The sequence below is a fragment of the Mesorhizobium sp. L-8-3 genome, assembly GCF_016756615.1.
Lineage (GTDB): Bacteria > Pseudomonadota > Alphaproteobacteria > Rhizobiales > Rhizobiaceae.
Genome location: NZ_AP023262.1, coordinates 705095 through 729085, shown reverse-complemented (window position 1 = coordinate 729085; position 23991 = coordinate 705095). Strand labels below are relative to the sequence as shown.

Annotated in this window: 23 protein-coding genes; 8 read left to right on the top strand and 15 right to left on the bottom strand. The window is 64.7% G+C overall.

All coding sequences use genetic code 11. From position 1 onward, the window contains the following. Positions 1-196: 196 nt before the first annotated feature. Together JN302_RS03350 and JN302_RS03345 are read left to right on the top strand one after the other, a co-directional pair. Positions 197-1702 carry an FGGY-family carbohydrate kinase gene (locus JN302_RS03350; protein ID WP_202331743.1) on the top strand — a complete coding sequence of 502 codons (1506 nt, stop codon included), beginning with the start codon at positions 197-199 and terminating at the stop codon, positions 1700-1702. After that, complete coding sequence (locus JN302_RS03345) at positions 1666-3306, top strand: GMC family oxidoreductase (protein ID WP_202331741.1); 1641 nt, start codon at positions 1666-1668, stop codon at positions 3304-3306. Before JN302_RS03350 ends, JN302_RS03345 begins: the two co-directional genes overlap by 37 nt. 368 nt (positions 3307-3674) lie before the next feature. Here JN302_RS03345 and JN302_RS03340 read toward each other — a convergent pair whose 3' ends face one another. The 6 genes from JN302_RS03340 to JN302_RS03315 form a co-directional block, all read right to left on the bottom strand. Further along, positions 3675-4892, bottom strand: a complete 1218-nt coding sequence (locus tag JN302_RS03340; protein ID WP_202331739.1) for an NAD(P)/FAD-dependent oxidoreductase — start codon at positions 4890-4892, stop codon at positions 3675-3677. 207 nt (positions 4893-5099) lie between these two features. After that, positions 5100-5660: a homoprotocatechuate degradation operon regulator HpaR gene (hpaR, locus tag JN302_RS03335; RefSeq protein WP_274609254.1), complete on the bottom strand. Its 561-nt coding sequence runs from the start codon at positions 5658-5660 to the stop codon at positions 5100-5102. 83 nt (positions 5661-5743) lie between these two features. Then, positions 5744-6583 carry a metal ABC transporter permease gene (locus JN302_RS03330; protein WP_202331735.1) on the bottom strand — a complete coding sequence of 280 codons (840 nt, stop codon included), beginning with the start codon at positions 6581-6583 and terminating at the stop codon, positions 5744-5746. Positions 6584-6632: 49 nt separating this feature from the next. Continuing rightward, complete coding sequence (locus tag JN302_RS03325) at positions 6633-7493, bottom strand: metal ABC transporter permease (RefSeq protein WP_202331733.1); 861 nt, start codon at positions 7491-7493, stop codon at positions 6633-6635. Further along, entirely contained in the window at positions 7490-8386 is an 897-nt protein-coding gene (locus JN302_RS03320) for a manganese/iron ABC transporter ATP-binding protein (RefSeq protein ID WP_202331731.1), read from the bottom strand. The genes JN302_RS03325 and JN302_RS03320 overlap by 4 nt, the downstream gene beginning before the upstream one ends. Further along, on the bottom strand, positions 8383-9279 hold the full coding sequence (locus JN302_RS03315; RefSeq protein WP_202331729.1) for a metal ABC transporter substrate-binding protein: 897 nt from the start codon (positions 9277-9279) through the stop codon (positions 8383-8385). The genes JN302_RS03320 and JN302_RS03315 overlap by 4 nt, the downstream gene beginning before the upstream one ends. Before the next feature lie 189 nt (positions 9280-9468). Between JN302_RS03315 and JN302_RS03310 the strand changes: the two genes are divergently transcribed. Continuing rightward, positions 9469-9897, top strand: coding sequence for a Fur family transcriptional regulator (locus JN302_RS03310; RefSeq protein ID WP_202331727.1), 429 nt, complete (start codon positions 9469-9471; stop codon positions 9895-9897). A gap of 68 nt (positions 9898-9965) precedes the next feature. On the opposite strand, the gene JN302_RS03305 is transcribed toward JN302_RS03310, so the two are convergent. The 9 genes from JN302_RS03305 to JN302_RS03265 form a co-directional block, all read right to left on the bottom strand. Further along, positions 9966-10358, bottom strand: coding sequence for a DUF3307 domain-containing protein (locus tag JN302_RS03305; RefSeq protein WP_202331725.1), 393 nt, complete (start codon positions 10356-10358; stop codon positions 9966-9968). A gap of 27 nt (positions 10359-10385) precedes the next feature. Continuing rightward, a complete protein-coding gene (locus tag JN302_RS03300; RefSeq protein ID WP_202331723.1) occupies positions 10386-12191 on the bottom strand; it encodes an adenylate/guanylate cyclase domain-containing protein in 1806 nt (601 codons plus the stop codon). A 34-nt stretch (positions 12192-12225) separates the two neighbouring features. Further along, positions 12226-13557, bottom strand: a complete 1332-nt coding sequence (locus tag JN302_RS03295) for an NAD(P)/FAD-dependent oxidoreductase (protein ID WP_202331721.1) — start codon at positions 13555-13557, stop codon at positions 12226-12228. Between the two features lie 2 nt (positions 13558-13559). Continuing rightward, positions 13560-14033 carry a DoxX family protein gene (locus tag JN302_RS03290; RefSeq protein ID WP_202331720.1) on the bottom strand — a complete coding sequence of 158 codons (474 nt, stop codon included), beginning with the start codon at positions 14031-14033 and terminating at the stop codon, positions 13560-13562. 18 nt (positions 14034-14051) lie between these two features. Next, complete coding sequence (locus tag JN302_RS03285) at positions 14052-14822, bottom strand: HvfC/BufC N-terminal domain-containing protein (protein ID WP_202331719.1); 771 nt, start codon at positions 14820-14822, stop codon at positions 14052-14054. Then, on the bottom strand, positions 14809-15840 hold the full coding sequence (gene bufB / locus JN302_RS03280; protein WP_202331718.1) for an MNIO family bufferin maturase: 1032 nt from the start codon (positions 15838-15840) through the stop codon (positions 14809-14811). Before bufB ends, JN302_RS03285 begins: the two co-directional genes overlap by 14 nt. Before the next feature lie 33 nt (positions 15841-15873). After that, complete coding sequence (locus JN302_RS03275) at positions 15874-16143, bottom strand: BufA1 family periplasmic bufferin-type metallophore (RefSeq protein WP_202331716.1); 270 nt, start codon at positions 16141-16143, stop codon at positions 15874-15876. 239 nt (positions 16144-16382) lie between these two features. Then, positions 16383-17468 (bottom strand): patatin-like phospholipase family protein, encoded by a 1086-nt coding sequence (locus JN302_RS03270; RefSeq protein ID WP_202310069.1) that lies wholly within the window; start codon positions 17466-17468, stop codon positions 16383-16385. 46 nt (positions 17469-17514) lie between these two features. Then, entirely contained in the window at positions 17515-18342 is an 828-nt protein-coding gene (locus JN302_RS03265; protein WP_202310068.1) for a 3-hydroxybutyrate dehydrogenase, read from the bottom strand. Positions 18343-18491: 149 nt separating this feature from the next. Between JN302_RS03265 and JN302_RS03260 the strand changes: the two genes are divergently transcribed. The 5 genes from JN302_RS03260 (at position 18492) to uxaC (ending at position 23985) form a co-directional block, all read left to right on the top strand. Beyond that, positions 18492-19406: a LysR family transcriptional regulator gene (locus JN302_RS03260; RefSeq protein WP_202310067.1), complete on the top strand. Its 915-nt coding sequence runs from the start codon at positions 18492-18494 to the stop codon at positions 19404-19406. Between the two features lie 201 nt (positions 19407-19607). Continuing rightward, positions 19608-20108, top strand: a complete 501-nt coding sequence (locus tag JN302_RS03255; RefSeq protein WP_202310066.1) for a cupin domain-containing protein — start codon at positions 19608-19610, stop codon at positions 20106-20108. A 249-nt stretch (positions 20109-20357) separates the two neighbouring features. Beyond that, entirely contained in the window at positions 20358-21560 is a 1203-nt protein-coding gene (locus JN302_RS03250; RefSeq protein ID WP_202331714.1) for an MFS transporter, read from the top strand. Positions 21561-21915: 355 nt separating this feature from the next. Continuing rightward, positions 21916-22383 carry a DUF302 domain-containing protein gene (locus JN302_RS03245; protein WP_202310064.1) on the top strand — a complete coding sequence of 156 codons (468 nt, stop codon included), beginning with the start codon at positions 21916-21918 and terminating at the stop codon, positions 22381-22383. A gap of 198 nt (positions 22384-22581) precedes the next feature. Then, a complete protein-coding gene (gene uxaC, locus JN302_RS03240; RefSeq protein ID WP_202331712.1) occupies positions 22582-23985 on the top strand; it encodes a glucuronate isomerase in 1404 nt (467 codons plus the stop codon). Positions 23986-23991 lie beyond the last annotated feature (6 nt).

Here is a 23991-nt window from a genome sequence, read left to right as displayed (position 1 = left end):
TGGCGCGAAAGCAACCGCATCGGCCCGAAAATCGTGTTCGATTTTCGGAAAGCACGATGCGTCGACCGAAAGTCTTGGAGCGTCCTTGCGCGTCCATATGGACGCGCGGCGCTCTAAACGGCCCGGATGGTCCGCGCCGGCGACTGAGGTCGCCCGGATGCGCCAGCATCCGGGCCTGCAAACAGGAGAGCGCGGCATGAGCCGCTATCTTCTCGGCATCGATGCCGGCAATACCGTCGTCAAGGCGGTGCTGTTCGACCTCGACGGCAATGCGCTGGCCGCCTCGGCGCGCGACGGCCGCTCAAGCCGCCCGCAGCCCGGGCATGTCGAGCGCGACATCGCCGAGTTCTGGCGCAGCGCCGCCGAGGTGATCGCCGACTGCCTGCGCCAGTCCGGGGTCACCGGGCACGACGTCGCGGCGATCGGCACGGCCGGCCACGGCAACGGCCTCTATATGCTCGATCGCGACGATCGCCCGCTGATCGGCATCCAGTCGCTCGACACCCGCGCCGTCGATTTGGCGGCCGAAATGCGTGGCGGGGAGCTGGGCGACCGGCTTTATCCGCTCTGCCTGCAGAAGCCGTGGCCGGCGCAGACCGCGACCTTGCTCGCCTGGGTCAGGCTCCATCGACCGGAACTCTACGAGCGTGCGGGCACGGTCTTCCTGTGCAAGGACGCCATGACCTTCATGCTCACACGCAACAAGGTTTCCGACTATTCCGACATGACCGGCTGCGGCCTGCTGCGGTTGCCCGAGCGCGGCTATGATACGGAGCTGCTCGAAGCTTATGGCCTGGCCGATGCCATGCGGCTCCTGCCGCCGCTGGTCGAGTCCGACGCGGTCGCCGGCAAGGTAAGCGCCGAAGCCGCGGCCACGACCGGCCTTGCCGAGGGCACGCCGGTCGCGGGCGGGCTTTTCGACGTCGTCGCGAGCATGATCGGCGCCTGCTCCCACGCCGTCGGCGAAGCGGCGATCGTGGCGGGCACCTGGAGCATCAACCAGGTCGTGCTCGAACGCCCCCTCGTCGACGATCGCATCTTCCACGCCTCGACCTGGCGACCGGACCGCTACGTATCGATCGAATCCAGCGCGACGTCGGCCGTCAACCTCGAATGGTTCGTGCGCGAGATCTCCGGCGCCCATGACGCCGACGCCTTCGAGGCCTGCAACGCCTTGGTCGCATCGGTACGCCCAGGCCCTGATCTTCCGCTTTTCCAGCCTTTCCTCTACGGTTCGGCGACGCAGCCGGACGCGCGCGGGGCCTTTCTCGGCCTCGCAGGGTGGCACGGCAAGGCGGAACTGCTCTATGCGCTCTATGAGGGTGTCGTGTTCGAACATCGCCGGCATATCGACAGGCTGAGGGCTGCGGGCGCGACCTTCGACACGGCATCGCTGTCGGGCGGCGGGTCGCGTAGCGAGGTCTGGTGCCGGATGTTCGCCGACATCATCGGCGTGCCGGTCACTGTCGCCGACTGCAGCGAGACGGGCGCGCTCGGCGCTGCCGTGGTCGCCGGCGTGGCCGGTGGCCTTTTCCCCGATATAGAGCATGGCATCGGCCGCATGGTCCGTATCAGCCGCAGCTACGCTCCGAACCCGGGCGCGGCTCGCCTGGCGGATGCCCGCTACAGGCTTCATTGCGAGCTTGCCGAAACGATGCCGGCCCGATGGCAGCGCTACAGGCGGGAGACTTCAGCATCGTGACCGGCAGGCTTGATCTTGGCAGTTACGACTATGTCGTCGTCGGGGCGGGTTCCGGCGGCTGCGTGCTCGCCAACCGGCTGAGCGCCGACCCGCGCAAGCGCGTGCTGCTTCTCGAGGCCGGCGGCTCCGACAACTACCACTGGATCCACATCCCGGTCGGCTATCTCTATTGCATGGGCAATCCGCGCACCGATTGGGGGTATCGGACGGCATCGGAGGCCGGGCTGAACGGCCGGGCGCTCGCCTATCCGCGCGGCAAGGTGCTGGGCGGCTGCTCGTCGATCAACGGCATGATCTATATGCGCGGCCAGGCGGCCGACTACGATCACTGGCGCCAGCTCGGCAACCCCGGATGGGGCTGGGACGACGTGTTGCCCCTGTTCCTCAAGTCCGAGGACCATCACGCGCTGTCCGGTCCGTTCCACGGCCAGGGCGGCGAGTTGCGGGTCGAGCGCCAGCGTCTTTCCTGGCCGGTCCTCGACGCCGTGCGCGAGGCGGCCGAGGAACTCGGTGTGCCGAAGGTCGACGACTTCAATTCCGGCGACAATGAGGGATCTTCCTATTTCGAGGTGAACCAGAAGGCCGGCATCCGGTTCAGCGCCGCGCGCGCTTTCCTGAAGCCGGTGCGGCACAGAAAGAATCTGCGCGTGCTGACCGGCGCGCTTGCCGAACGCATCGTCTTCTCGCAGAACCGCGCCACCGGGCTGGAATTGAGGCTCGACGGCCGGCCGGCCCGCGCCAGCGTGGAAGGCGAGCTGCTGCTCGCAGCCGGCGCCATCGGTACGCCGCAGATCCTCCAGCTCTCCGGCGTCGGGCCCGGAGGGCTCCTGCAGGAGCACGGCATTCCCGTCGTCCACGAGCTCGACGGCGTCGGCGAGAACCTGCAGGACCATCTCCAGATCCGGACTGCCTTCCGCATATCGGGGGCCAGGACGTTGAACGAGCGCCAGGCAACGCTGGCGGGCAAGGCCGGCATCGCTCTCGAATATGCCCTGTGGCGCTCCGGCCCGATGTCGATGGCGCCGAGCCAGCTCGGCATCTTCATGCGCTCCAATCCGCGCTTTGCCACGCCCAACATCGAGTTCCACGTCCAGCCCTTGTCGCTGGAGCGTTTCGGCGAGCCGCTCGACAGCTTTCCGGCCATCACCGTCTCGGTCTGCAATCTTCGGCCGCAGTCGCGCGGCCACGTCCGTATCGCCTCGCCGGACCCGGAGGCGCATCCCGCCATCGCGCCGAACTACCTGTCGACTGACGAGGATCGCGAGGTGGCGGTCGATTCGATCCTGGCCGCGCGCCGGCTGATGGCCACCAACCGCATGCGGGCTTTCGATCCCCGCGAGTTCAAGCCGGGCCCGGCGGTCGATACACCTGAGGAACTCGTCCGCGCGGCCGGCGACATCGCCACCACGATCTTCCATCCGGTCGGCACCGCAAAAATGGGCCGGGACGCCAAGGCCGTGGTCGACCCCGAGCTCAAGGTGCGCGGCCTCTCCGGCCTGCGCATCGCCGATGCCTCGGTCATGCCGACCATCGTCTCGGGCAACACCCACGCCCCCGTCGTGATGATCGCGGAACGCGCGGCGCAGCTTGTTGCGGGGGCTTGAAGCGGACGGCCCCGTGGCCTCTTGTTTCCGCCTGCGTCACACTCTCCCCGCTCGCGGCCAGGGTACGCACACGTCGCGAAGGTACCCTAATCCGACCGCGCTTTCGCGAGGCCACCTTTTCCCACAAGGGGAGAAGGCTGGAGCCCGGTTTAGCCGGCTCTGCAAATCACCGGCGCCCGTGATTGGCCGAGACGTTGCGGAAGCGTTCCCTTCTCCCATTGTGGGAGAAGGTGGCCTCGCCCGCCAGGGCGAGGTCGGATGAGGGGTACTTCCACGATGTGGGCTTGCCCTGGCCGCAAGCGGCGAGAGAAGGTGCCGGCAGGCGGATGGGGCGGCGCCGACGTTGCAGGAGACGGTGAGTCAGTCTGTCATAGCAGGCTCTTCAGATCCGCCGCGAGGTCGGCCGCCATAACCTTCGGCACCGACAGGCCCCTGTCGAAGAGACGCCGCGCCACCATGTGGTCGGCCGCGCTGTTGATGCTTTCCACCGCGACCAGTTGCTCGCCGCGATAGAGGAACAGCGAGAATTTTTCGCTGCCGGGGTCGCCGCGTGTCACCACTTCCTCGTCCCCGGTGGCGATGCCGGCGATCTGCAGCCGCTGCGTGCCCTGGTTGGACCAGAACCAGGGGGCGGCGTGATAGGGGGCATCCTCGCCGGTCAGGCGCGCAGCGATGTGCTTGCCCTGGTCGACGGCGTTCTGCACCGATTCCAGCCGCGCCAGACCGCCCGTGAAGGCATTCGGATAGACGGCGCAGTCGCCGAAGGCGGAGATCGCAGGATCTGACGTCAGGAGGCGGTCGCTGGTGACGATGCCATTGTCCACGGCGAGTCCGGCTTCGGCCGCGAGTTCGGTGTTGGGCACGACCCCCGCGGCGATCAGCAACGCGCTGGTCTCCAGCGTCTCGCCGCTCGACAGCGCGACCTCATGGCCGTTCTTCGAGCGCTGGATGCCGCGCACCAGCGTGTCGAAATGCAGCCTTGTGCCCAGCCCTTCGTGGAAGAAGCGGAAATGGGCGGACATCGGCCTGGACAGGACACGGCCCATCAGTCTCGGCGTCGCCTCGATCACGTCCACGGCAATATCGCGGGCGCGCAGCAAGGCGGCGACCTCGAGGCCGATGAAGCCGCCGCCGATGACGGTCACATGACGCAGCTCACCGAGCCTGGCGTTCAGGCCGCGGGCGTCGGCCAGTGTCCTGAGTTCGAGCATGAAGGCGTGCTCGAGGCCCGGGATCGGCGGAATCCGGTTGCGTGCGCCGGTCGCAAGCGCCAGATGATCGTAGGCGAGCCGCTCTCCACCCGCCAGCACCAGCTCGCGATTAGCGCGATCGATGCTCTGGGCGCGGACGCCGAGGCGCAGCGCAATGTCCTTCTCGGCGTAGTATGCCTCGCCCTTGAGCGGCAGGCCCGTATCGTCCGGCTTCTTCAGAAATTCCTTGGAGAGCGGCGGCCGCTGATAGGGCAGGAAGGGCTCGTCGCCGACGATGGTCACGGCGCCCTCGAAGCCGCGCTGGCGCAGCGCCGCTGCCAGCTCAACGCCCCCATGGCCGCTGCCGGCGATCACCACACGCCTCAAGCCGCTCATCGCGGAAACCTCGGGTCGGCTTTGTCGGCAAGGATCATGGCGTCGTTGGTCGCTGGCATGCACTGGCGGGTGTCGTGATCCTACCCGCGGCGAGGGGCGGGGGTTGGTCACTGGGCGGCATATAGTGTCGGGCTTGGCAACGCCGCAAGGCGCTGGCCGAAGCTGCTGTTGCGGCTTGGAGCAATGATCTTCGTCCCACCGGGGTCGCTACCCCTTACGCGGTCGCCCACGCTGTTTCAGCGGTGCCAGGGAGACAACGTCGTCGTCGGGCTCGCTGTCGTCGAACTTGAATTCGGCATAGCCGAGCTTGGTCTCGAGTTCCTCCAGCAGCCCTTGCAACTGATGGAGCTTCTCGCGGCCCATGGCCCGCTTGATCTGCCCGTAGATGACCTCGCAATCGGGAACCAGCAACTGGACCAGGCGCCGGCCTCGCTCCGTCAGTCGGACCTGCATGCACCGCATGTCGCGCGGATCGGTCTCCCGCTCGACATAGCCGCGCAGCTCCAGCTCGCGCACGATCCGCGAGAGCGACGGCACCAGCAGCGCCGTCACCCGCGCCAGTTCGGTGAGCTCGATATCGGCCAGTTCGTCGACGGTGCGCAGCACGCGGAACTGCGGCTCGGTCAGGCCGTGGCGGCGCAACAGGTTGCGGAACGGCATCATGATGCTCTCCCGCGCACGCAACAATGCGAGCGGAAGAACATTGACGATGCTTTTCCTCCCTTTCCGGGCCGCTTCCGGCGGCTCTGGTTTTTTCAGGTTCCCCATCCGCGAACGAACCCCGTCCGGCGTAGTCTCCGTCGTCCTTCATCCCATAGGGGTCCGGACGATTCAATGTGCTTTTTCTGCGATCATCCGGCCGCTTGCCGCTCCCGGCGGGCGTTGCCGATGCGGGACAGGACGAAGGCGGCGACGAAGGCAATGCTCATCAGGAGCACGATGGTCGGCGCGGGCGCGGAATCGATGAAGAAACTCAGATAGACCCCGAGGAACGACGCAACGACCGCGACGGCGATCGACATCAGCATCATGCGTTCGAAACGCGTCGTGAGCAGATAGGCGATCGCGCCGGGGCCGATCAGCATGGCAATCGCCAGGATGATGCCGACGGCCTTCAGCGCGCCGACGATCGTCAGCGAGAGGATCGCGAGCAGCCCGTAATGGAGCAGCCGCACCGGAAGGCCGATCGCCTGGGCGTGCTGGGGATCGAAGGCATGAAGCAGAAGGTCGCGCCGGAAGATGCCGACCGAGCCGAGTACGAAGGCGGCGATCAGGCCGCTTTCGAGCACGTCGCTCCAGCTCACGCCCAGCATGTCGCCGAACAATATGTGGTCGAGATGAACCTCGGTCTGGATCTTGGTGTAGAGCACCAGCCCCAGGCCGAACATGCCGGAGAAGACGATGCCCATGACCGTGTCTTCCTTGACCCGGCTGTTCTCCTTGAGAAAACCCGTGGCGAGCGCGCAGGTCATGCCGGCGGCGAAGGCGCCGATTGCGAGCGGCAGGCCGGCGATATAGGCGAGCACGACGCCGGGCAGCACGGCATGGCTGATGGCGTCGCCCATCAGCGACCAGCCCTTGAGAACCAGGAAGCAGGAGAGCAGCGCCATCGGGGCAGCGACGAGGATCGCAATGACGAAGGCCTGCTGCATGAAGCCGAACTGGAATGGCAGGAGAAGCGTGTCGATCATGACGCAACTCCCCTGCAAGCCTGCAGCAACGGTGCGGGGTCGATCGCCATCACAGGCCCTCCTGCAGCGCCTGCCGGGCCCTGCGACGGGCTGCCAGCATGCCGTGCTTGGGCGCGAAGGCGAAGGCGACCAGGAAGATCAGCGTCTGCAGGACGACGATGATGCCGCCCGTGGCGCCGTCGAGGAAATAGCTGGCATAGGCGCCGAGAAAGCTCGTCGCCGTGCCGATGGTCACGCTCACGGCGATCAGCCGTGGAAACCGGTCGGTCAGGAGATAGGCGGTCGCTCCCGGCGTCACGACCATCGCGATCACGAGGAATGCGCCGACCGTCTGCAGGGCAGCCACCGTGCAGGCCGAGAGCAGGGTGAAGAACAGCACCTTCAGCCGGTCGGGGTTGAGGCCGATGGAACGGGCATGGTTCTCGTCGAAGAAGGTCACCATAAGGTCGCGCCAGCGCAGGAGCAGGACCGCCAGCGATATGCCGGCGATGATGACGAGCTGGACCGTGTCCTCGGCCGTGATGGCGAGGATGTTGCCGAGCACGATCGTCTGGATGTTCACGGCGGTCGGCGACAGCGAGACCATGAACAGGCCGAGACCGAAAAAGGAGGTGAAGATCAGGCCGATGATGGCATCTTCCTTGAGCTTGGTCCGCTGGTTGAGGAAGAGCATCGCACCCGCCGCCAGGCCGCCGGAGAGGAAGGCGCCGAAGGCGAAGGGCAGGCCCAGCATATAGGCGCCGGCCACGCCGGGAACGATCGAGTGCGAGAGCGCGTCGCCGATCAGCGACCAGCCCTTGAGCATCAGATAGGCGGACAGGAAGGCGCAGACGCCGCCGACGAGCGCCGAGACCCACATGGCGTTGACCATGTAGCCGTAGGAGAAGGGTTCGATGAGGCTGGCGATCATTTGCGCGGACCTTCGTCCTGCCCGTCGCCATTGTCGCCATAGATCACGAAGGGCCGCTCGTCATCGGTCAGGACGGTGACCTTCCTCGTGTCGGCATCGGCATGGAGTTCGGCGCCGCCGAGGATGAACTGGCGCAGGACGCCGCCGAAGGCCTTCTCGAGATTGGCCTGTGTGAAGACTTCGCTTGTCGGGCCCTCGGCCAGGACCGTGCGGTTGATCAGCACCGCGCGGTCGCAGAAGCGCGGCACGCTACCGAGATTGTGGGTCGAGACGAGCATGATGCGGCCTTCCGCCCGCAGCGCCTGCAACAATGCGATGATCGCCTCCTCGGTGCGCACGTCGACGCCGGTGAAGGGCTCGTCGAGAAGGATGACCTGCCCCTCCTGTGCGAGCGCACGGGCCAGGAACACGCGCTTCTTCTGGCCGCCCGACAATTCGCCGATCTGCCGCTTGCGATAGGCGCTCATGCCGACACGCTCCAGCGCCGCGTCGACCTTCTCTCGATCGGTCGCCCGCGGGATGCGCAGCAAATTCATATGGCCGTAGCGGCCCATCATCACGACGTCCTCGACCAGGACAGGGAAGTTCCAGTCGACATCCTCGGCCTGCGGCACATAGGCGACGGCATTGCGCTTCAGCGCCGTCGCCGCCGGGGCGCCGAATATCGAGACGGAGCCGGCGGCGAGCGGCACGAAGCCCATGATCGACTTGAAAAGGGTGGACTTGCCGCTGCCGTTGACGCCGACGAGCGCGGTGATGGAGCCGCGCGGAATGGAAAAGCTGGCGTTGCGCACAGCAGTGTGACCGTTGCGGTAGGTGACGGTGATGCCGTCGACCGAAAGGCCGTCTGCCTTGGCTCGCGCGCTGCCGGCGCTGGCTGGGGGAGAGTTCATTCCGTCAAGCCCTTGGCGATGGTTTCCGTGGTGACGCGCAACAGGTCGAGATAGGTCGGAACCGGGCCGTCGGCGTCGCTCAGCGAATCAACATAGAGCACGCCGCCATATTTGGCGCCCGTTTCCCGGGCCACCTGCTTGGCCGGATCGGGCGATATGGTGCTTTCGCTGAAGACGGCGGGGATGTTGTTGGCCCGCACCACGTCGATCACCTTGCGTACCTGCTGCGGCGTGCCCTGCTGGTCGGCGTTGATGGGCCACAGATAGAGCTCCTTCAGGCCGAAATCATGGGCGAGATAGCTGAAGGCGCCTTCGCTGGACACCAGCCAGCGCCGCTCGGCCGGGATCGCCGACAGCCGGGCGCGGATCGGCTCCACCGTCGCCTTGATCTTCTCGGCATAGGCGGCCGCGTTGCGGTCGTAGGTCGCGGCGTTCTCGGGGTCGTGCTCGACGAGCGCCTTGCGGATGTTCTCGACATAGGTGAGCGCCGCCTCGGGCGACATCCAGGCATGCGGGTTGGGCTTGCCCGTATAGGGGCCCTCCGCAATGCCGATGGGCTGAACGCCCTCGGACACGACAACGCCTGGCACATCCTTGAGGTTCTGGAAGAATTTCTGGAACCACTGCTCCAGGTTCAGTCCGTTCCACAGGATCAGTCCGGCGTCCTGCGCGCGGATAAGGTCGCCCGGCGTCGGCTGGTAGTTGTGGATCTCGGCATTGGGTTTGGTGATGGATTCGACGTCGGCCGCGTCGCCTGCGACGTTGCGCGCCATGTCGGCGATGATGGTGAAGGTCGTCACCACCTTCAGCTTCTCGCTCTTGCTCGCCTCGCCGGAGCAGGCCGCGAGGGTAAACGCGAATAGCAGGGCCAGGGCGGCACGGAACGCCTTCATGATCACTCCTGTGGCATAAGTGAGGGCCGGCGCGGATCGCGCCGTTGCCGCCAAGAGATAGAGGCTGCGTTGCGGCCTGTCAATGCAATTGCAAATCGTTTGCAACAAAGTCCGGCAAAATGCGTGGAAATGGTCGTCATGGGGAGGGCATTCTTTGCAACTGGTTGTCATCTGGCGCATAATCCAGCCATGACGACAGTGACTCGCAAGCCCGACTACGAGAAGGAACTGCGGCGCGCCGGCGTACGCATCACGCGCCCCCGCCGCATCATCCTCGGCATCCTGACCGAGTCCGACGGCCACCCCGATGCGCTCGAGATTTTCCAGCGTGCGGCGGCCCTCGACAGCAGCATCTCGCTCTCGACGGTCTACCGCACGATGAAGCTGCTGGAGGGCATGGGTGCCATCCATCGCCACGCCTTCGAAGGCGGCCCCTCTCGCTTCGAGCAGGCCGGCGGCGATCATCACGACCATCTGATCGATATCGAGACCGGCGACGTGATCGAGTTCAAATCGGACAGGATCGAGCAGCTCCAGGACGAGATCGCAAAAGCGCTCGGTTACGACATCGTCCATCACAGGCTCGAGCTCTACGGCCGCAAGCGTCGCGCAGGCTGAGCCGATCTCCGGAACGCAGCGGATTTCCTGGTATCCGATGTCGGAGGCATGTCACCTGGCGGTACCTCTCAGATCCCGTTCTTCGAGGCGAGCGCAACAAAGACCAGGCCGACATAGGTGAGCTGGTGCAAGCACTGGTCTGCCCCATGCAGCGCCCAATATGCAGCCGAATCGGACCCGGCGCCGCTGCGCCCCGACAGCCCGTCCTTGGTATAGTCGGTCGCGTAGTGGACCGTGAATTCCGCGGCACAGAGCAGGAGGATCGCGGCGGGTTCGAGCCCCGCGATGAGGAAGGCCGGCAGCGAGCCGAAAGCATGCAGGCCCGCGTGAGCGTAGCCGCCGAAGCAGCGCATGTCGCCCTTGCCTCGCCGGATCCAGCCCGGCTGGAGCAGATAGTCGGCGACGAAATGCTTGAGCTGGAAGCAAAGAAGCATTGCGAGCGTCACAGTCGTCATTTGCATGATCATCCTCCGTGGCCGCGTGGTTGTTCAGGTCGCGAGCGTGTGTATCTGGACCGGGACTGCCTTGCCCCGAACATTCGTTATGCCGAGCGGCTGCGCGAGGATCCCTCCGCCGGTCCGCGTAAGGGTCATGTCGCTGAGGACGATCTCGACACCGTGTTCCTTGGCGACGCCGACCAGCCGGCTTGCGAGATTGACCGTGTCGCCGATCGCCGTATAGCTCAGTCGCTCTGCCGATCCGATATTGCCGACCAGCGCGGTACCGGTGTTGATACCGATCCGCACCCGTATGTCGGAGCGGTCCGGCGAAACGGGGGGGAGAGCATGCATGGCCGCCCGGATCGCAGCGGCCGCGCGGCATGCCCGGTTCGCGTGATCGGGCACGGCTGTCGGTGCGTTCCAGATCGCCATCACGGCGTCGCCGATGAACTTGTCGACCGTGCCGCCCTCCGAGTGGATAGCCTCCACGGCAAGCGTCAGGAAATTGGTCAGATGCGGCTGGACGGCCGGCCCGAGCCGCTCGGTGAGTTCGGTGAAGCCCGGCAGATCGGCAAACATCACCGTCACTTCCACGAACTTGCCGCCGGGCGCCGGTTCGAGGCCGGCCGCGACAAGAGGCCGGACGACATCAAGCGGCATATATTTCGCGAAGGCCGACAGTCCACCTGCCATGCGCTTCAGCGCCTCCGAGAAATCATTGAGTTCTGCGAGGAAGGTCGGATCGTGACGCACCTGGTCGAGCGAGAACCGTTCGATGTGGCGGAGCTGAAGCGCAAGCTGGCGGACTGGCCTGGCAAAAAGCAGGTTTGAAAAGAGAACGGCCGTTATCGCTGCAAGCACGACCAGCCCGGCGACCACGAGCACCACCCGGCGCGTGTTGCGGTCGATCTCTTCGGCGAATGCGGAGCGCGGTATCGCGGTGAGAAGCCGCCATCGTTCGAAGGGCAGCGCGAAGGACGAGACATAGACCGGACCGACATCGCCGCTGTCGACCAGGGTGCGGAATTCGTTCCCTTTTGCCATCGAAATCGCGGCGCCTACTGCGGTCGCAAGGGCATCGCCCTTTGGAAAGTCACGGAGATGCGCCGGCATGGGGTCACTGGACGCATCCGAGGCGGCAATTACCTTGTCGCCGCTGCCCAGCACGAACGTCTTGCCATGGCCCGACGGCCGCAGACCGCTCAGCATCGCGGATAGATCGGCAAAGCTCACCGCCACCATGACGACGCCCTGGTACTTGCCATAGAGCTCGACCCGCTTCGAGACGACCACCGATGGCTCAAAGCCGTTGGGCAAGATATCGATCATGCTCCAGACAGCTTGCGACGACTTCATGGCCTGCCGATACCAGGGCGCGCCGAGCGCAACGTAAGCGCTCTCGCCATGGATGCGCTCCTCGAACATCACGTCGCCGGGAATGGGCCGATAGATGTCGCGGCGCAGCGGGCGCGGCTTGCCCGGCTGCCCTACGCCGATTTCGACCATCTCGATCCTGTCGCCGGGTGCGGCGTGGGAGCCGAAGAACTGTCCGTCCGGAAAGCCGAAGCCGATCCAGCCGATCGCCGGCTGTTCACGCAACAGCGACAGGAAGAGGAACTCCCGTTTCACTTCGTCATCGGCCTTGATCGCTCCCTGGAACAGGATCGACCGGATGATCTCTGCCGTGCCGGCCACGAGCGCCAGCGTCGATGCCAATTCGGCGCGGACGGAATCGGCGCTCTGAGCATCGAGACTGGCAACGATCTTCTCGACATTGCGGGTGGCCGTGCGCTGCCAGATGAGATGCACGGATGCCGCCGTCGACATGACCGCGACGAGAAGGAGTGCGGTCATCGCCCGGCCAAGCGCGATGCGCGGCAGGCGGGGCCTAACGCTCGCGGCGTCCGGTGATGAGGCGTGCGCTGCGGTCAAATGTTGCATAGGCCCAGGCCCAGTCGAGGAAGACGACGATGCGGTTGCGGAAGCCGACCAGAAACCACAGATGCGCGAGGCTCCACAGCAGCCATGCAGGCAAACCGCCGAGCTTGATGCGACCGAGATCCGCGACCGCGGCCCTACGGCCGATGGTGGCCAGATTGCCGTAGTCGGCGTAGCGGAAAGGTGCGACCGCCTCTCCCGACAGACGAGCCTCGATCAGGCTGGCCACATAGCGCCCCATCTGTTTCGCGGCAGGGGCAACACCCGGGACCGGACGACCGTCCCTGCCCTTCACTGCGGCCGTGTCGCCGATGACATAGACGCCTTCGCGACCAGGCACGTGAAGGCGTTCGTCGACAATGACGCGACCGGCGCGATCGGACGGGACGCCCAGCCATTTCGCGGCGCGCGAGGCCATGACGCCGGCCGCCCACAGGATGCAGACGGAAGCGATATGCCGCCCGTCGGCCAGCGTGACGCCGTTGTCGTCGCATTCGGTAACGGCAGCCCCGAGCCTGACCTCGACGCCAAGCTTTTCGAGCTGGCGCCTCGCGGAATCCGAGAGCGTCTCTGGAAATGCAGTGAGCAGCCGCTTGTCGGCCTCGACGAGCACTACCCTTGCGGTCGAGGAATCGATGTTGCGAAAGTCTCGAACGATCGCGTTGTGTGCCAGTTCGACGATGGCGCCGGCAAGTTCCACGCCGGTCGGCCCACCGCCCACTACCACGAAGGTCAGGAGTTTTTGACGCAGTGCCGCATCCTCGGTCGCTTCCGCCCTTTCGAAAGCGGTCAGGATACGGCCGCGAATTTCGGTTGCGTCGGCAATGGTCTTGAGACCGGGCGCGGCCTCTTCCCACGCGTCGTGACCGAAATAGGCGTGCCGCGCTCCTGTGGCGACGACCAGATAGTCGTAGGGCATGCGCCTGCTGGTGGTCAGCACGGTCCGCGTGGTGGTGTCGATGCCTTCCACCTTTTCCATAAGGACAGTGGCGTTCTTCTGACCGGCGAGGATGCGCCGGATCGGCGTGGCGATCTGCGCCGGCGACAGGGCGGCTGTCGCCACCTGATAGAGCAGCGGCTGGAACAGATGGTGGTTGCGCCGGTCGACGACGGTCACGTCGACCGGCGCATTGCGCAATCCGATCGCCGCATTGAGGCCGCCAAACCCGGCACCGAGTATGACGACCTGTGGCCGGCGAACCGCAGGCGTGCCTGCTTTCTCTTGCTGACCTTCGCGTTCCGTCACGGTTATCGCCGCCGCTTCGATGGATTGCCGCAGCATCGTCATGCTCCGCGATGGAAATAGCTTGCGGCCAGGTGGTCCAGGGACAGAGCGCCCGCGCCTCGGGCCAGAACGAGCAGCAACACCGAGCTCCACATCAGATGTTCGGCCCAATGTCCCGGGAAGACGAAGATCTGGATCACCGCGACGACACCCAGCAGCATCAGTGCGCCGACACGCGAGAACAACCCGAGGAAAAGCAGCACGGCACCGGTGATTTCAGCAAGCGTCGCAAGCGGGGCCGCGATCGCCGGATCGATCAGCGGCAGATTGTACTCCAAGGCGAAAAGCTGCAGCGTCACCGGCCAGGAAGCGATTTTGGTCTGCGCCGACTGCCAGAAGACGTGAGCCACCGCGATGCGGCCGGCCAGTTGAACGAGCGAGAGCGGCAAGCGGTCGGCCATCCTCAACAGACTGCGGTAGCGTCCGATAAGGCCGCCCTCTCGGGGCATCGACATTTCCTGCGACATCGTCATGGAACTCTCCGTTGGTTGCTAACAGGCGTGCGTCATGCGCACTTCGGTCACCAGCCCCTCGCCGAACAGGCCCACAAGGGTGCCGAGGAGATCGAACATCGGGTCGTGTCGGAGGGCTCGGGATACCGCCTTCTCCAGGCCAAGACCGGTCTTCAGCGAATGGCGGAAGGCGAGCTGGGCGGGACTCAGGGCAGCGAAGCGCACATTGTCGCCATGCCTCCAGAGCGCGATGCGCTCGATGCCGCGCTGCCAGCATCCAGCCTCGATCGGATTGCCACCGTCCTGGTGCGCGGACCAGATCGACAGCACCGGCCAATGCGAGATGACGAGACGCAAGGACGGCTGCAGGGTCAGTTCCGGGATTGAGCCCGAACCGTCGAGAGCCGCCAGGCTCAAAGGCGGCAGCGATGCCGCGTCGAGCGCTTCCGCGATCGCCCATTCGAGCCGCGCCGTTTCCGCGACGAAGGGCATTTCGGCCAGTCCCTTGAAGGTCCTGAGAAAATTCGGGAAGCCGGAACCGAAGCGGACGAGCCTCGGCTCGGAAGGCGGACTCCGGCGAATGAACTCGCTTGCGGCATAGCGGAAGAAGCGCTCGTCGATCATGCGCACGGTGACGGGGAACACCGCCATCAGCGTCGCCGTCAGCGACGTGCGCGTATTGTTTTCATAGATACCCAAGCGTCTCAATGGACTGGCGCGGCCCGCCGAAACCAGGGACGAGAAGCTGAGCTGCGGCTTGCCGAGGACAGCCCGCGCGACGGTTTTCTGAAGGTGTTCAAGCGGCAACATGGCGCTTTGTCCATGCGTGGTGGTCTCCAGCCGGGCGTGCAGGTTTGATCGCGTCGAAAGCGGCAAGCACCGGCATCCGGCCCCGCGGGGCTTCGCGTTCGAACGGAAGGACTTTCCCCTGGATGGATGTCCCCGTTTGCCCGCCAGGTGCGAAGGCCTCCCGCCGCTTGCGGAAGGCGATCATGGCGGCGAGCATGTCTGCCCACATGGCCTCGCCGAGCAGCACGTCGAGAGCCGGCACATCGGTATCCCATTCGATGAGCGTCGGGCGCGGGCCGAATTTCTCGATCGCGCCGGCGTAAAGCGACCAGACAGCTGGGGGGACGCGCGAGCCATGGTCGTCGATCAGTACGGTGTCATCGCCAACGTCGTTTGTGGCGTGGCCGGCGAGATGGACTTCGCCGATCGCCTCGGCCGGCAGCACATTGATGAATTCGGCGGCGTCGAAACCAAGGTTATGTGCGGAAACGTAGACGTTGTTGACGTCGAGCAGCAGACCGCAGCCGGTGCGTTTGACGAGTTCGGCCAGGAACTCGGCTTCGGTCATCGTCGACCCGCTGAACTCGATATAGGCGGAAAGGTTCTCGATCAGGATCCGGCGCTTCAGCTTGTCCTGCACCTGCTCGACATTGCGCGAGACGATCGCAAGCGCCGCCTTGTCGTAACGGAGCGGCAGGAGATCGTTCAGATAGGCGCCATCGGCCACGCTCCAGGCGAGATGTTCGGACACGAGGTCCGGCTCGAAGCGCACGCAGACCCTGCGCAGGCGCTCCAGATGCTCGAGGTCCAGGCCGGAGGCGCTGCCGAGCGACAAGCCGACGCCATGGACCGAAAGCGGGTAGATCCGGCGAAGCGTTTCGAGCGCAGTGACTACGGCTGAATCGCCCATGTAGTTCTCGGCATGAACCTCCAGCCAGCCGGCCGATGGGCGGCGCGAGAGCATTTCGGCGATATGCGCCGAGCGAAGACCGATGCCCGCTGCTTGTGGGATCGGAAGGGTCGGAAGCGAGTCGGGCATCGGTCGTCTCCATGGTTGGAGTGAGGGGTCGGATCAGGCCTTGGGCTCGGTGCTGCCGCTGGCAAGCTTTGCGCAGGTGCCGGCGGGCACGTAGATCCACGCGTCGGACTGATTGTCGGCGGTCGAGGTCCCGGCGCAGGAATGCGTAGCCGTCTGGCAGTCGTTCTGGCCGGCCTTGACGACGCCGTAACACTTCTCGAACGAGTACTCCGGCTGGCTCGCCGGTCCGGCGAAGGCTACGGCTGCGGCGAGCGTGGTAGCCGCAGCGAGGGCCGAGCCGATGAGCGATTTGGTGGCGATCATGATTTTCCGTCTCCTGGGTCTTGGCTTGGGTTTGGGGTCCTGGTTTGGGTCGGACCGGCGTCTCCGCCTGTCCGCATTCACTCTCCCCGATCGCGGCCGCCGACTGAAATGCTCTCTCAGCATGGTTTCGATAGGCGCGCCCTATGCACGACGGCGGCAAAAAAAGCCCTCCGGCAGGGCGCGCCGGAGGGCATTCGGCAGCAATCCAGGATTATGGATTCTGCCCGCGGGGAGCGTGTTCAGAGATAGCGGTCGCGGATATCCACGGTCGAACGTTGTCCGATCTGGTCGTAGTTGGCTTCAAGCCATTCCTCGGCGCGCTCGCGGCCGCGGTCGCGCAGGTCCGTTAGCAAGCCCCAATCCGCATTGAGCTTGCTTGAAACGCCAAGCTTCTTCATCGTTTCATCGTCCGAGATGCCATGGACGAAGACTCGCTTGAGGTCGAGCGTCTTGCCGGCTTCGGAATCGATCAGCTGGGTGACGAAGGCGATTGCCCGCATTTCCCTGAGAAGTGACGAATTGAAGCTTATCTCGTTGATGCGATTGAGGATATCCATCGCGGAGCGTGGTAGCTCGGCGCGCTCGATCGGGTTGATGTGCACGATCAGCACATCAGGCGTCTCGCAGGAGTAGATCAGCGGAAAGATCGCCGGATTGCCCATGTAGCCGCCATCCCAATAGGCCTCGCCATCGATCTCGACGGCCTGGAACAGGAACGGCAGGCATGCCGATGCCATGATCGCGTCGACCGATAGCTCGTCGTTTGAGAATACCTTGACCTTGCCCGTCCGCACATTGGTCGCGCAGATGTGCAGCTTCAGCGGGCAGCGCGACATGCGGACCGCCTCGAGGTCGATCGACTGTTCGAGAACGCTCTTCAGCGGATTGAAATTCAGCGGGTTGAACTGGTAGGGCGACATCAACCGCGTCACCAGATCGAGCATCAGGAACGCTGGCGAATATTCGAGTGAACGCGAACCGGTCATCCGGTCGAGAAGGCTCGGCTGCAAAGGACTGAAGGCCGCTGCGTGGCTGACGCGGCGCCAGAAATTCGCAAGCGCCTTCTGGGCGCCGCGACGTCCGCCTTCGGCAAGCCCGTAGGCGAGCACCGCCGCGTTCATGGCGCCGGCGCTGGTGGCGACCACCCCTTCCAAGGTGAGATTCTCCTCTTCCAGCAGCCGGTCGATAACGCCCCAGGTAAAGGCGCCATGCGCTCCTCCGCCCTGGAGGGCGAGGTTGATCGTCCGCGGGCTGCGCGGCGCCCTTGCCGTTCCTGAATCGGTCCGGTTGCGGGCGAACTTCACAACGTCGGCATGGGTATTCATGCTTGCCTCCTCAGGACGCCATTCTGGATGTTTGCCGCGAGCGTGCTCAATGTGCGGTCCAGCCACCATCGACCGGCAGCGCGGTGCCGGTCATGGAAGCTGCGCAGTCGCTGCACAGGAAGACGGTGAGCGCGCCCATCTCTTCCACAGTCGCAAAGCGTCGGGTCGGCTGGTTCTTCAGGAACACGTCACGGATGACGGCATCGCGGGCGACGTTGTGGGACCTCGCCTGGTCCTCGATCTGCTTCTCGACAAGCGGCGTCCACACATAGCCCGGGCAGATCGCGTTCGAAGTCACTCCATACTCGGCGCCTTCCAACGCGACGACCTTGGTCAACCCCACCATGCCGTGCTTCGCAGCGACATAGGCTGCCTTGAAGGGCGAGGCGATCAGGCCGTGTGCGGATGCAACATTGATGATGCGACCGTATCCGCGGCTCTTCATCGGCTCGAACGTGGCCTGGATCAGATGGAACGCGGATGACAGATTGATTGCCAGGATCGAGTCCCATTTGGCGGCCGGAAATTCGCTGATCGGCGCCACATGCTGAATGCCGGCATTGTTGACGACGATGTCGACCTGGCCGAAGCGGGCAACGGCGCGTTCGACCATCATGCGGATCGCATCGCTGCTCGACATGTCGGCGTTGTCATAGGCGACGTCGACGTCGTTTTCATCGGCGATCGCCGCACGCTGGGTTTCGATTTGGGCCGGATCGCCGAAGCCGTTCAGCATCACCGCCGCGCCGTTCTGCGCAAGGGCCTGCGCTATCCCGAGTCCAATGCCGCTGGTCGAGCCGGTTACGATCGCGGTCCTGCCTTCAAGCGGACGTCGCGAGGCCAAGTTTGCTTCCGGCTTGCTGATGTTGAGCATTTGCGGTCTCCGTTGACGCGCCGCGACATGCGGCCGATCTGCGGAGAACACTGGGTCATGCCCGCTCAACAATAAAATGCCGGTGTGCTATCGAATTCATAGCCGGATGGCATTGGCTCAGCGGGATAGGACCGGGTTAGAGGACGGGCATGGACATCCATCACATCCGATATTTCCTTGCCGTGTGTGAGACCCGCAACTTCACGCGGGCAGCGGAGAAGTGCAACGTGACGCAGCCGGCGCTGAGCCGCGCGATCCAGCAACTCGAAGACGAGGTCGGCGGCCTTTTGTTTCGCCGCGAACGCAACCTCACCCACATCACAGATCTCGGCGCGCTGCTGCGGCCCCGGTTCCAGCAGGTTCTCGATGAGCTGACGGGTGTGCGTCAGGAAGCTTCCCGCTTCCTGTGCCTGAAGGACGCGCATCTCAAGGTCGGCATCATGTGCACGATCGGGCCGCGCCGCTTCACCGGCCTGCTCACCGACTTCAACATGCGTCACAAGGGCATTCAGCTGCAACTCGTCGAAGGCGTGCCAAGCCGGCTCTCGCAATTGCTCGAGGAAGGCGAGATCGATGTCGCGATCATGTCGTCGAGCGAGAAGTTTCCGGAACGCTTTGACGTCACGCCGTTGTTTCGAGAACGTTTCGTCCTGGCGTTTCCAGCAGGCCACAGGCTGGCGAAGCACGACGCCGTGCCGATCAGCGCTATCGACGGCGAGATCTACCTGAAACGGGTCAATTGCGAGTATTGGGACCACCTGTCCGAGATTTGTGTCACTCAGGGGGTGCGGCTGCGCATTTCCTATTCGAGTGAGCGTGAAGATTGGATCCAGAACATGGTAGCCGGCGGCCTCGGCATTTGTTTCATCCCCGAATACAGCGCGGTCATCCCCGGCCTGCAGGTGCGCCCTGTCAGTGAGCCCGAAGTGACGCGGGAAGTTTGTCTGGTGACCGTCGCGGGCCGCCGCTTCTCGCCTGCGGTATCGACCTTCGTCGGCGCGGTGAAATCCTACGGCTGGGCGGAAGGCGCGTCGCCGGTCTCCATGCGTCGCTCGGCGGCATAGATCAGGAAATCCATCGATTGCAAAAGAAGTCGGACTGCAATTCATGCGGTCCGGCTGAATCACGTTTACCGATGGCGCCATAGCCGCGGGCTATCAAATCGAGAATCACGCGGCATTTCTCTTCGCCGTCGCGGCCGGCCAATCTCCACATCACGCCCGCATGAATTCACGTCACCGGGCTGGACAAAGGAGAAACCGCAAATGTCTTTGAAAGCCATCCCGTACCGCATGCCGCTCAACCTCCCGCTGGCATTCGGGCTGCTCGCCGCGGCGGCCGCCTTCTACGCCTCGCCCAGCCACGCCGGACAGTGCCCGGCCGATCAGGTCGCCACCAACGCCGCGCAGTCGATGCCGAACCAGCCGGAGGGCGTCACCGACGAGGTTATCAGTTCGATCGACCTCTCGTCGAAGGGCGATGCCTGGAAGGGCAATATGTTCCGGCTGCGCAAGCTCGTTGTTCAGCCTGGCGGAGTCGTGCCGTGGCACGAGCACACGGTCCGTCCCGCTAACATCCTCGTCATCGAGGGCGCGATCACCGAGTACAGCAACAGCTGCAGCGTGCCGATCGAACACAAGGCAGGCGAAGCAACGGCGGAATTCGGCCAGCTCTCGCACTGGTGGAAGAACAACGGTCCGGTGCCGGCCGTGCTCTATTCCGCCGACATCCTGCCACCTGCAACGGATGACCACGGCGCGATGTGATCGGGCTGATGCCAGCGGTCGATGACATCGACCGCCGGAGCGCGACCGCGTGGGCCAAGCCCGTTGGCGCGATAGCCATGCGGCACGGAGCGGCGCCGGCGGTCGAGGCCGGGTGGATGCTCAGCATCCACCCCACTGGACGCGTCGGCATCCGGTGCCACTGGTATGAGCGGTCCCATTCCTGACCACCACCTTCACTCGATGTCCCGGTCCCGTCGGGAACGCCGGGCCACGCGGAGGCGCGTTCCAATGACCAGTTCCGACGGCACCTTTCCCATCAGATTCCGCATGGTTGCGGCAGACAGCCTGCGCTTCGGCATCATCGCGCTCATCGCCTTCCTGACGCTGGTCGACCTGTTCGCCGCGCAAGCGATTCTGCCCTCGCTGGTCGTGAAATTCGACGTCAGCCGGGCGACAATGGGCGTCGCGGTCAATGCCAGCACCTTCGGCATGGCGATTGCCGGCGTCGCCGTCGCGCTGTTCGGTCGCAATATCGACCGGCGCAACGGTATCTGGATCACCCTTGTGCTGCTTGCGATCCCGACCACGCTGCTTTCGGTGACCGATGACATAGCGACATTCGCCTTGTTGCGCGTCGCGCAGGGCCTCTGCATGTCGACGGCATTCACGCTGACGGTTGCTTACCTCGCCGAGCATTATTCTGCCGGCCAGACGACCGCCGCGCTTGCCGCTTACGTGACCGGCAATGTCGCCAGCAACTTCTTCGGCCGCATCCTTTCGGCGGCCGTCGCCGACAGCTTCGGGATCTCTGCCAACTTCCTGACCTTCGCGATCCTCAACATTACGGGCGCCTTGCTCGTCTGGCTGACACTCAAGAAGACCGGGCGCATGATGCAGGCCGAGGCCGGCAGGGAACCCGCCGGCCAAGCCTGGAGGGTTCAATTCCTGAATAACGAACTAAGGAACTGCTTCGCAATCGGCTTCCTTATTCTGTTCGTCTTCATCGGCACCTTCACCTATGTGAACTTCCAGTTGAGTGCTGCCCCGATCAGCCTGTCGCCAATGGCGCTCGGACTGGTCTATTTCGTGTTCCTGCCCTCGATGCTGACAACGCCGCTCGCCGGCCGCGTGGCCAGGAGGTTCGGTCCAGGCCGCGGCATCGGCATTACGTTGGGGATCGCAATCGCCGGGCTCCTTGCGCTGATCAGCCCAAACCTTCCGGTCGTGCTGGCAGGCATGACGCTGATTGCCGTCGGCACGTTCCTGGGCCAGGCAATCGCGACCGGTCATGTCAGCCGCGTGGCCGCCTCCGACAAGGCGGCAGCCAGCGGGACTTACCTTGCTTCGTACTATTCAGGAGGTCTGGTGGGCAGTTTCGTTCTCGGCCAGGCGTATGACAGGCTCGGCTGGACGGCTTGCGTCATTATCCTCGTCATGGCGCTGATTGCGGCGATGACGCTTGCTCGCGCCCTGACCACGCCGCGGAACTGACCCTGCGTCCGCCAGGAAGCCGGACCCCTTGGGCGGTCGCGTCGCCGAGACGATCTCGTGCTGCATCACCAGCAAAGCCAACGGCCGACAGGATCGACCGTCGGAGCGCGCGACCGCGTGCCGCGCCCGTTGGCACGAAAGGCCAGGCTGCCTGAATAGGCCGCGCCGGCGGCTAGGCAAGGTGGATGCTGAGCATCCACCAGGCCAGGATGCGTCAGCATTCAGGCGCGGCGAGATGGGCCATAAGCGCCGCTCATCAACTCAGGCAGCAAACGGCATTATCAATCCGCCGCGACCGCCGGCATGCTTCTCCCAGCCTTGTCACTCGACGGGCCTCACCCATGGAGAAAGAGAAATGATCACCTTAGTCAAATCGATACTGGCCGCGACGGCCGGGGTGGCGCTGGTGTTCCCGGCGAATGCCGACACCGTTTCCGACGGAGTCGTCACCGTCAGAAGCAGCTATTCGGTTGCCGAGACGGTGTCACGGATCGAGAAGGATGTCGTCAAGAAGGGCATCATGTTCTTCGGCGTGATCGACCAGGCGAAGCTCGGAAACGCCGCCGGCAACATCGTCCAGCCGTCACGGCTCGTCATGTTCGGCAACCCGGCACTCGGCACGACCTTCATAACCGCGAACCCCAAGGCCGGACTCGACTGGCCGGTGCGTGTCGTCGTCTACCAGGAGCCCGACGGCTCGGTCTACGCGGCCTACACCGACTTCGACTACATCGCCAGGCGCCACGGAATTGAAAACCGCGCAAAGGAATTCAAGATGGCGACCGAGGTAATCCAGTCGATCACGTCCAGCATCAGGAAGTGAGGGAAACCGATCGATCGAAGGTCCGCTAGGGGTCGATCCACTGCAGACCTTCAATCACGGGCGCGGCGTCGAGCGCGATGCCCGGGCAGACTGAAAGTCGTCATACAAATCATGAACGCTGAGGTTTGACATAGTATCTATTCAGCTCTAGAAAACTGAAATGCCTCCGGGGAGGGAGGCGATGTGGGGGGAGATCGCATGCCGTTGGATGACGATCGCCTGTTCCCGACCGATCCGTCGGTCCGTTCGCTCGCCCGCGCTTTGTTCGCGGAGATCCGCGATCTGCCGATCGTCAGTCCGCATGGCCATACCGACCCGCGCTGGTATGCCGAGAACGAGCGTTTTCCCGATCCTGCCCGGCTGCTGATCGTCCCCGACCACTATATTTTCCGCATGCTCTTCAGCCAGGGCCTGCCGCTGGAGCGCCTCGGCATCCCGCGGAGCGATGGTGGCCCGGTCGAGACCGACGGGCGCAAGATCTGGCGTCTTTTCGCCGAGCATTTCCACCTGTTCCGCGGTACGCCGACGAAGCTCTGGCTGGAACACACTTTCGAGACGCTGTTCGGCCTCGACGCGCCGCTTTCCGCCAGGACGGCGGACCTCTTCTACGACCGGATCGACGAATGTCTCGCGCAGGACGATTTCCGCCCGCGCGCGCTGTTCGAGCGGTTCGACATCGAAGTCATCGCCACGACCGAAGGGGCGCTCGATGATCTGCGCTGGCATCGGGCGATCGGCCAGTCCGCCTGGGGTGGGCGGGTGATCACCACCTACCGTCCCGATTCCGTCGTCGATCCCGATTTTGACGGCTTTGCCGCCAATCTCGATGCCTTCGGCGAGATCACCGGCTGCGACACCGGCACGTGGAAAGGCTATCTCGACGCCCATCGCACGCGCCGCGCCTTCTTCAGGCAGCACGGCGCGACGGCGAGCGACCACGGCCATCCGACCGCCGATACGGCGGACCTCTCTGCGGTCGATGCCGAAGCCCTCTATGTGCGGGTCCGGGCCGGCGGCGCCGGGCCGGCTGAGCGCAACCTGTTCCGCGCGCAGATGCTGACCGAGATGGCGAAGATGAGCCTGGATGACGGGCTTGTCATGCAGATCCATCCCGGTTCCCGCCGCAACCATTCGCCCGACATGCTCGCCCGCTTCGGCCGCGACAAAGGCTTCGACATCCCCGGCCGCACCGACTATGTCGCCGCGCTGAAGCCCATGCTCGACGCGGTCGGTCTCGAGCCGGGGTTCACGATCATCCTGTTCACCCTGGACGAGACCTCCTACGCACGCGAACTCGCGCCGCTCGCCGGCGTCTATCCCTGCCTGCGGCTCGGGCCGGCCTGGTGGTTCTTCGACAGTCCGGAAGGCATGCGCCGTTTCCGCGAGCTGACGACCGAGACGGCCGGCTTCTACAACACCGTCGGCTTCAACGACGACACCCGCGCCTTTCCGTCGATCCCCGCCCGCCACGACGTCGCGCGCCGGGTCGACTGCGCCTATCTCGCCGAACTTGTGCTCACCGGCCGCCTCCGGGAGGAGGAGGCGGCCGAGCTTGCCGGTGAGCTCGCTTATGGTCTCGCCAAGCGCGCTTACCGTCTTTGACCGAGG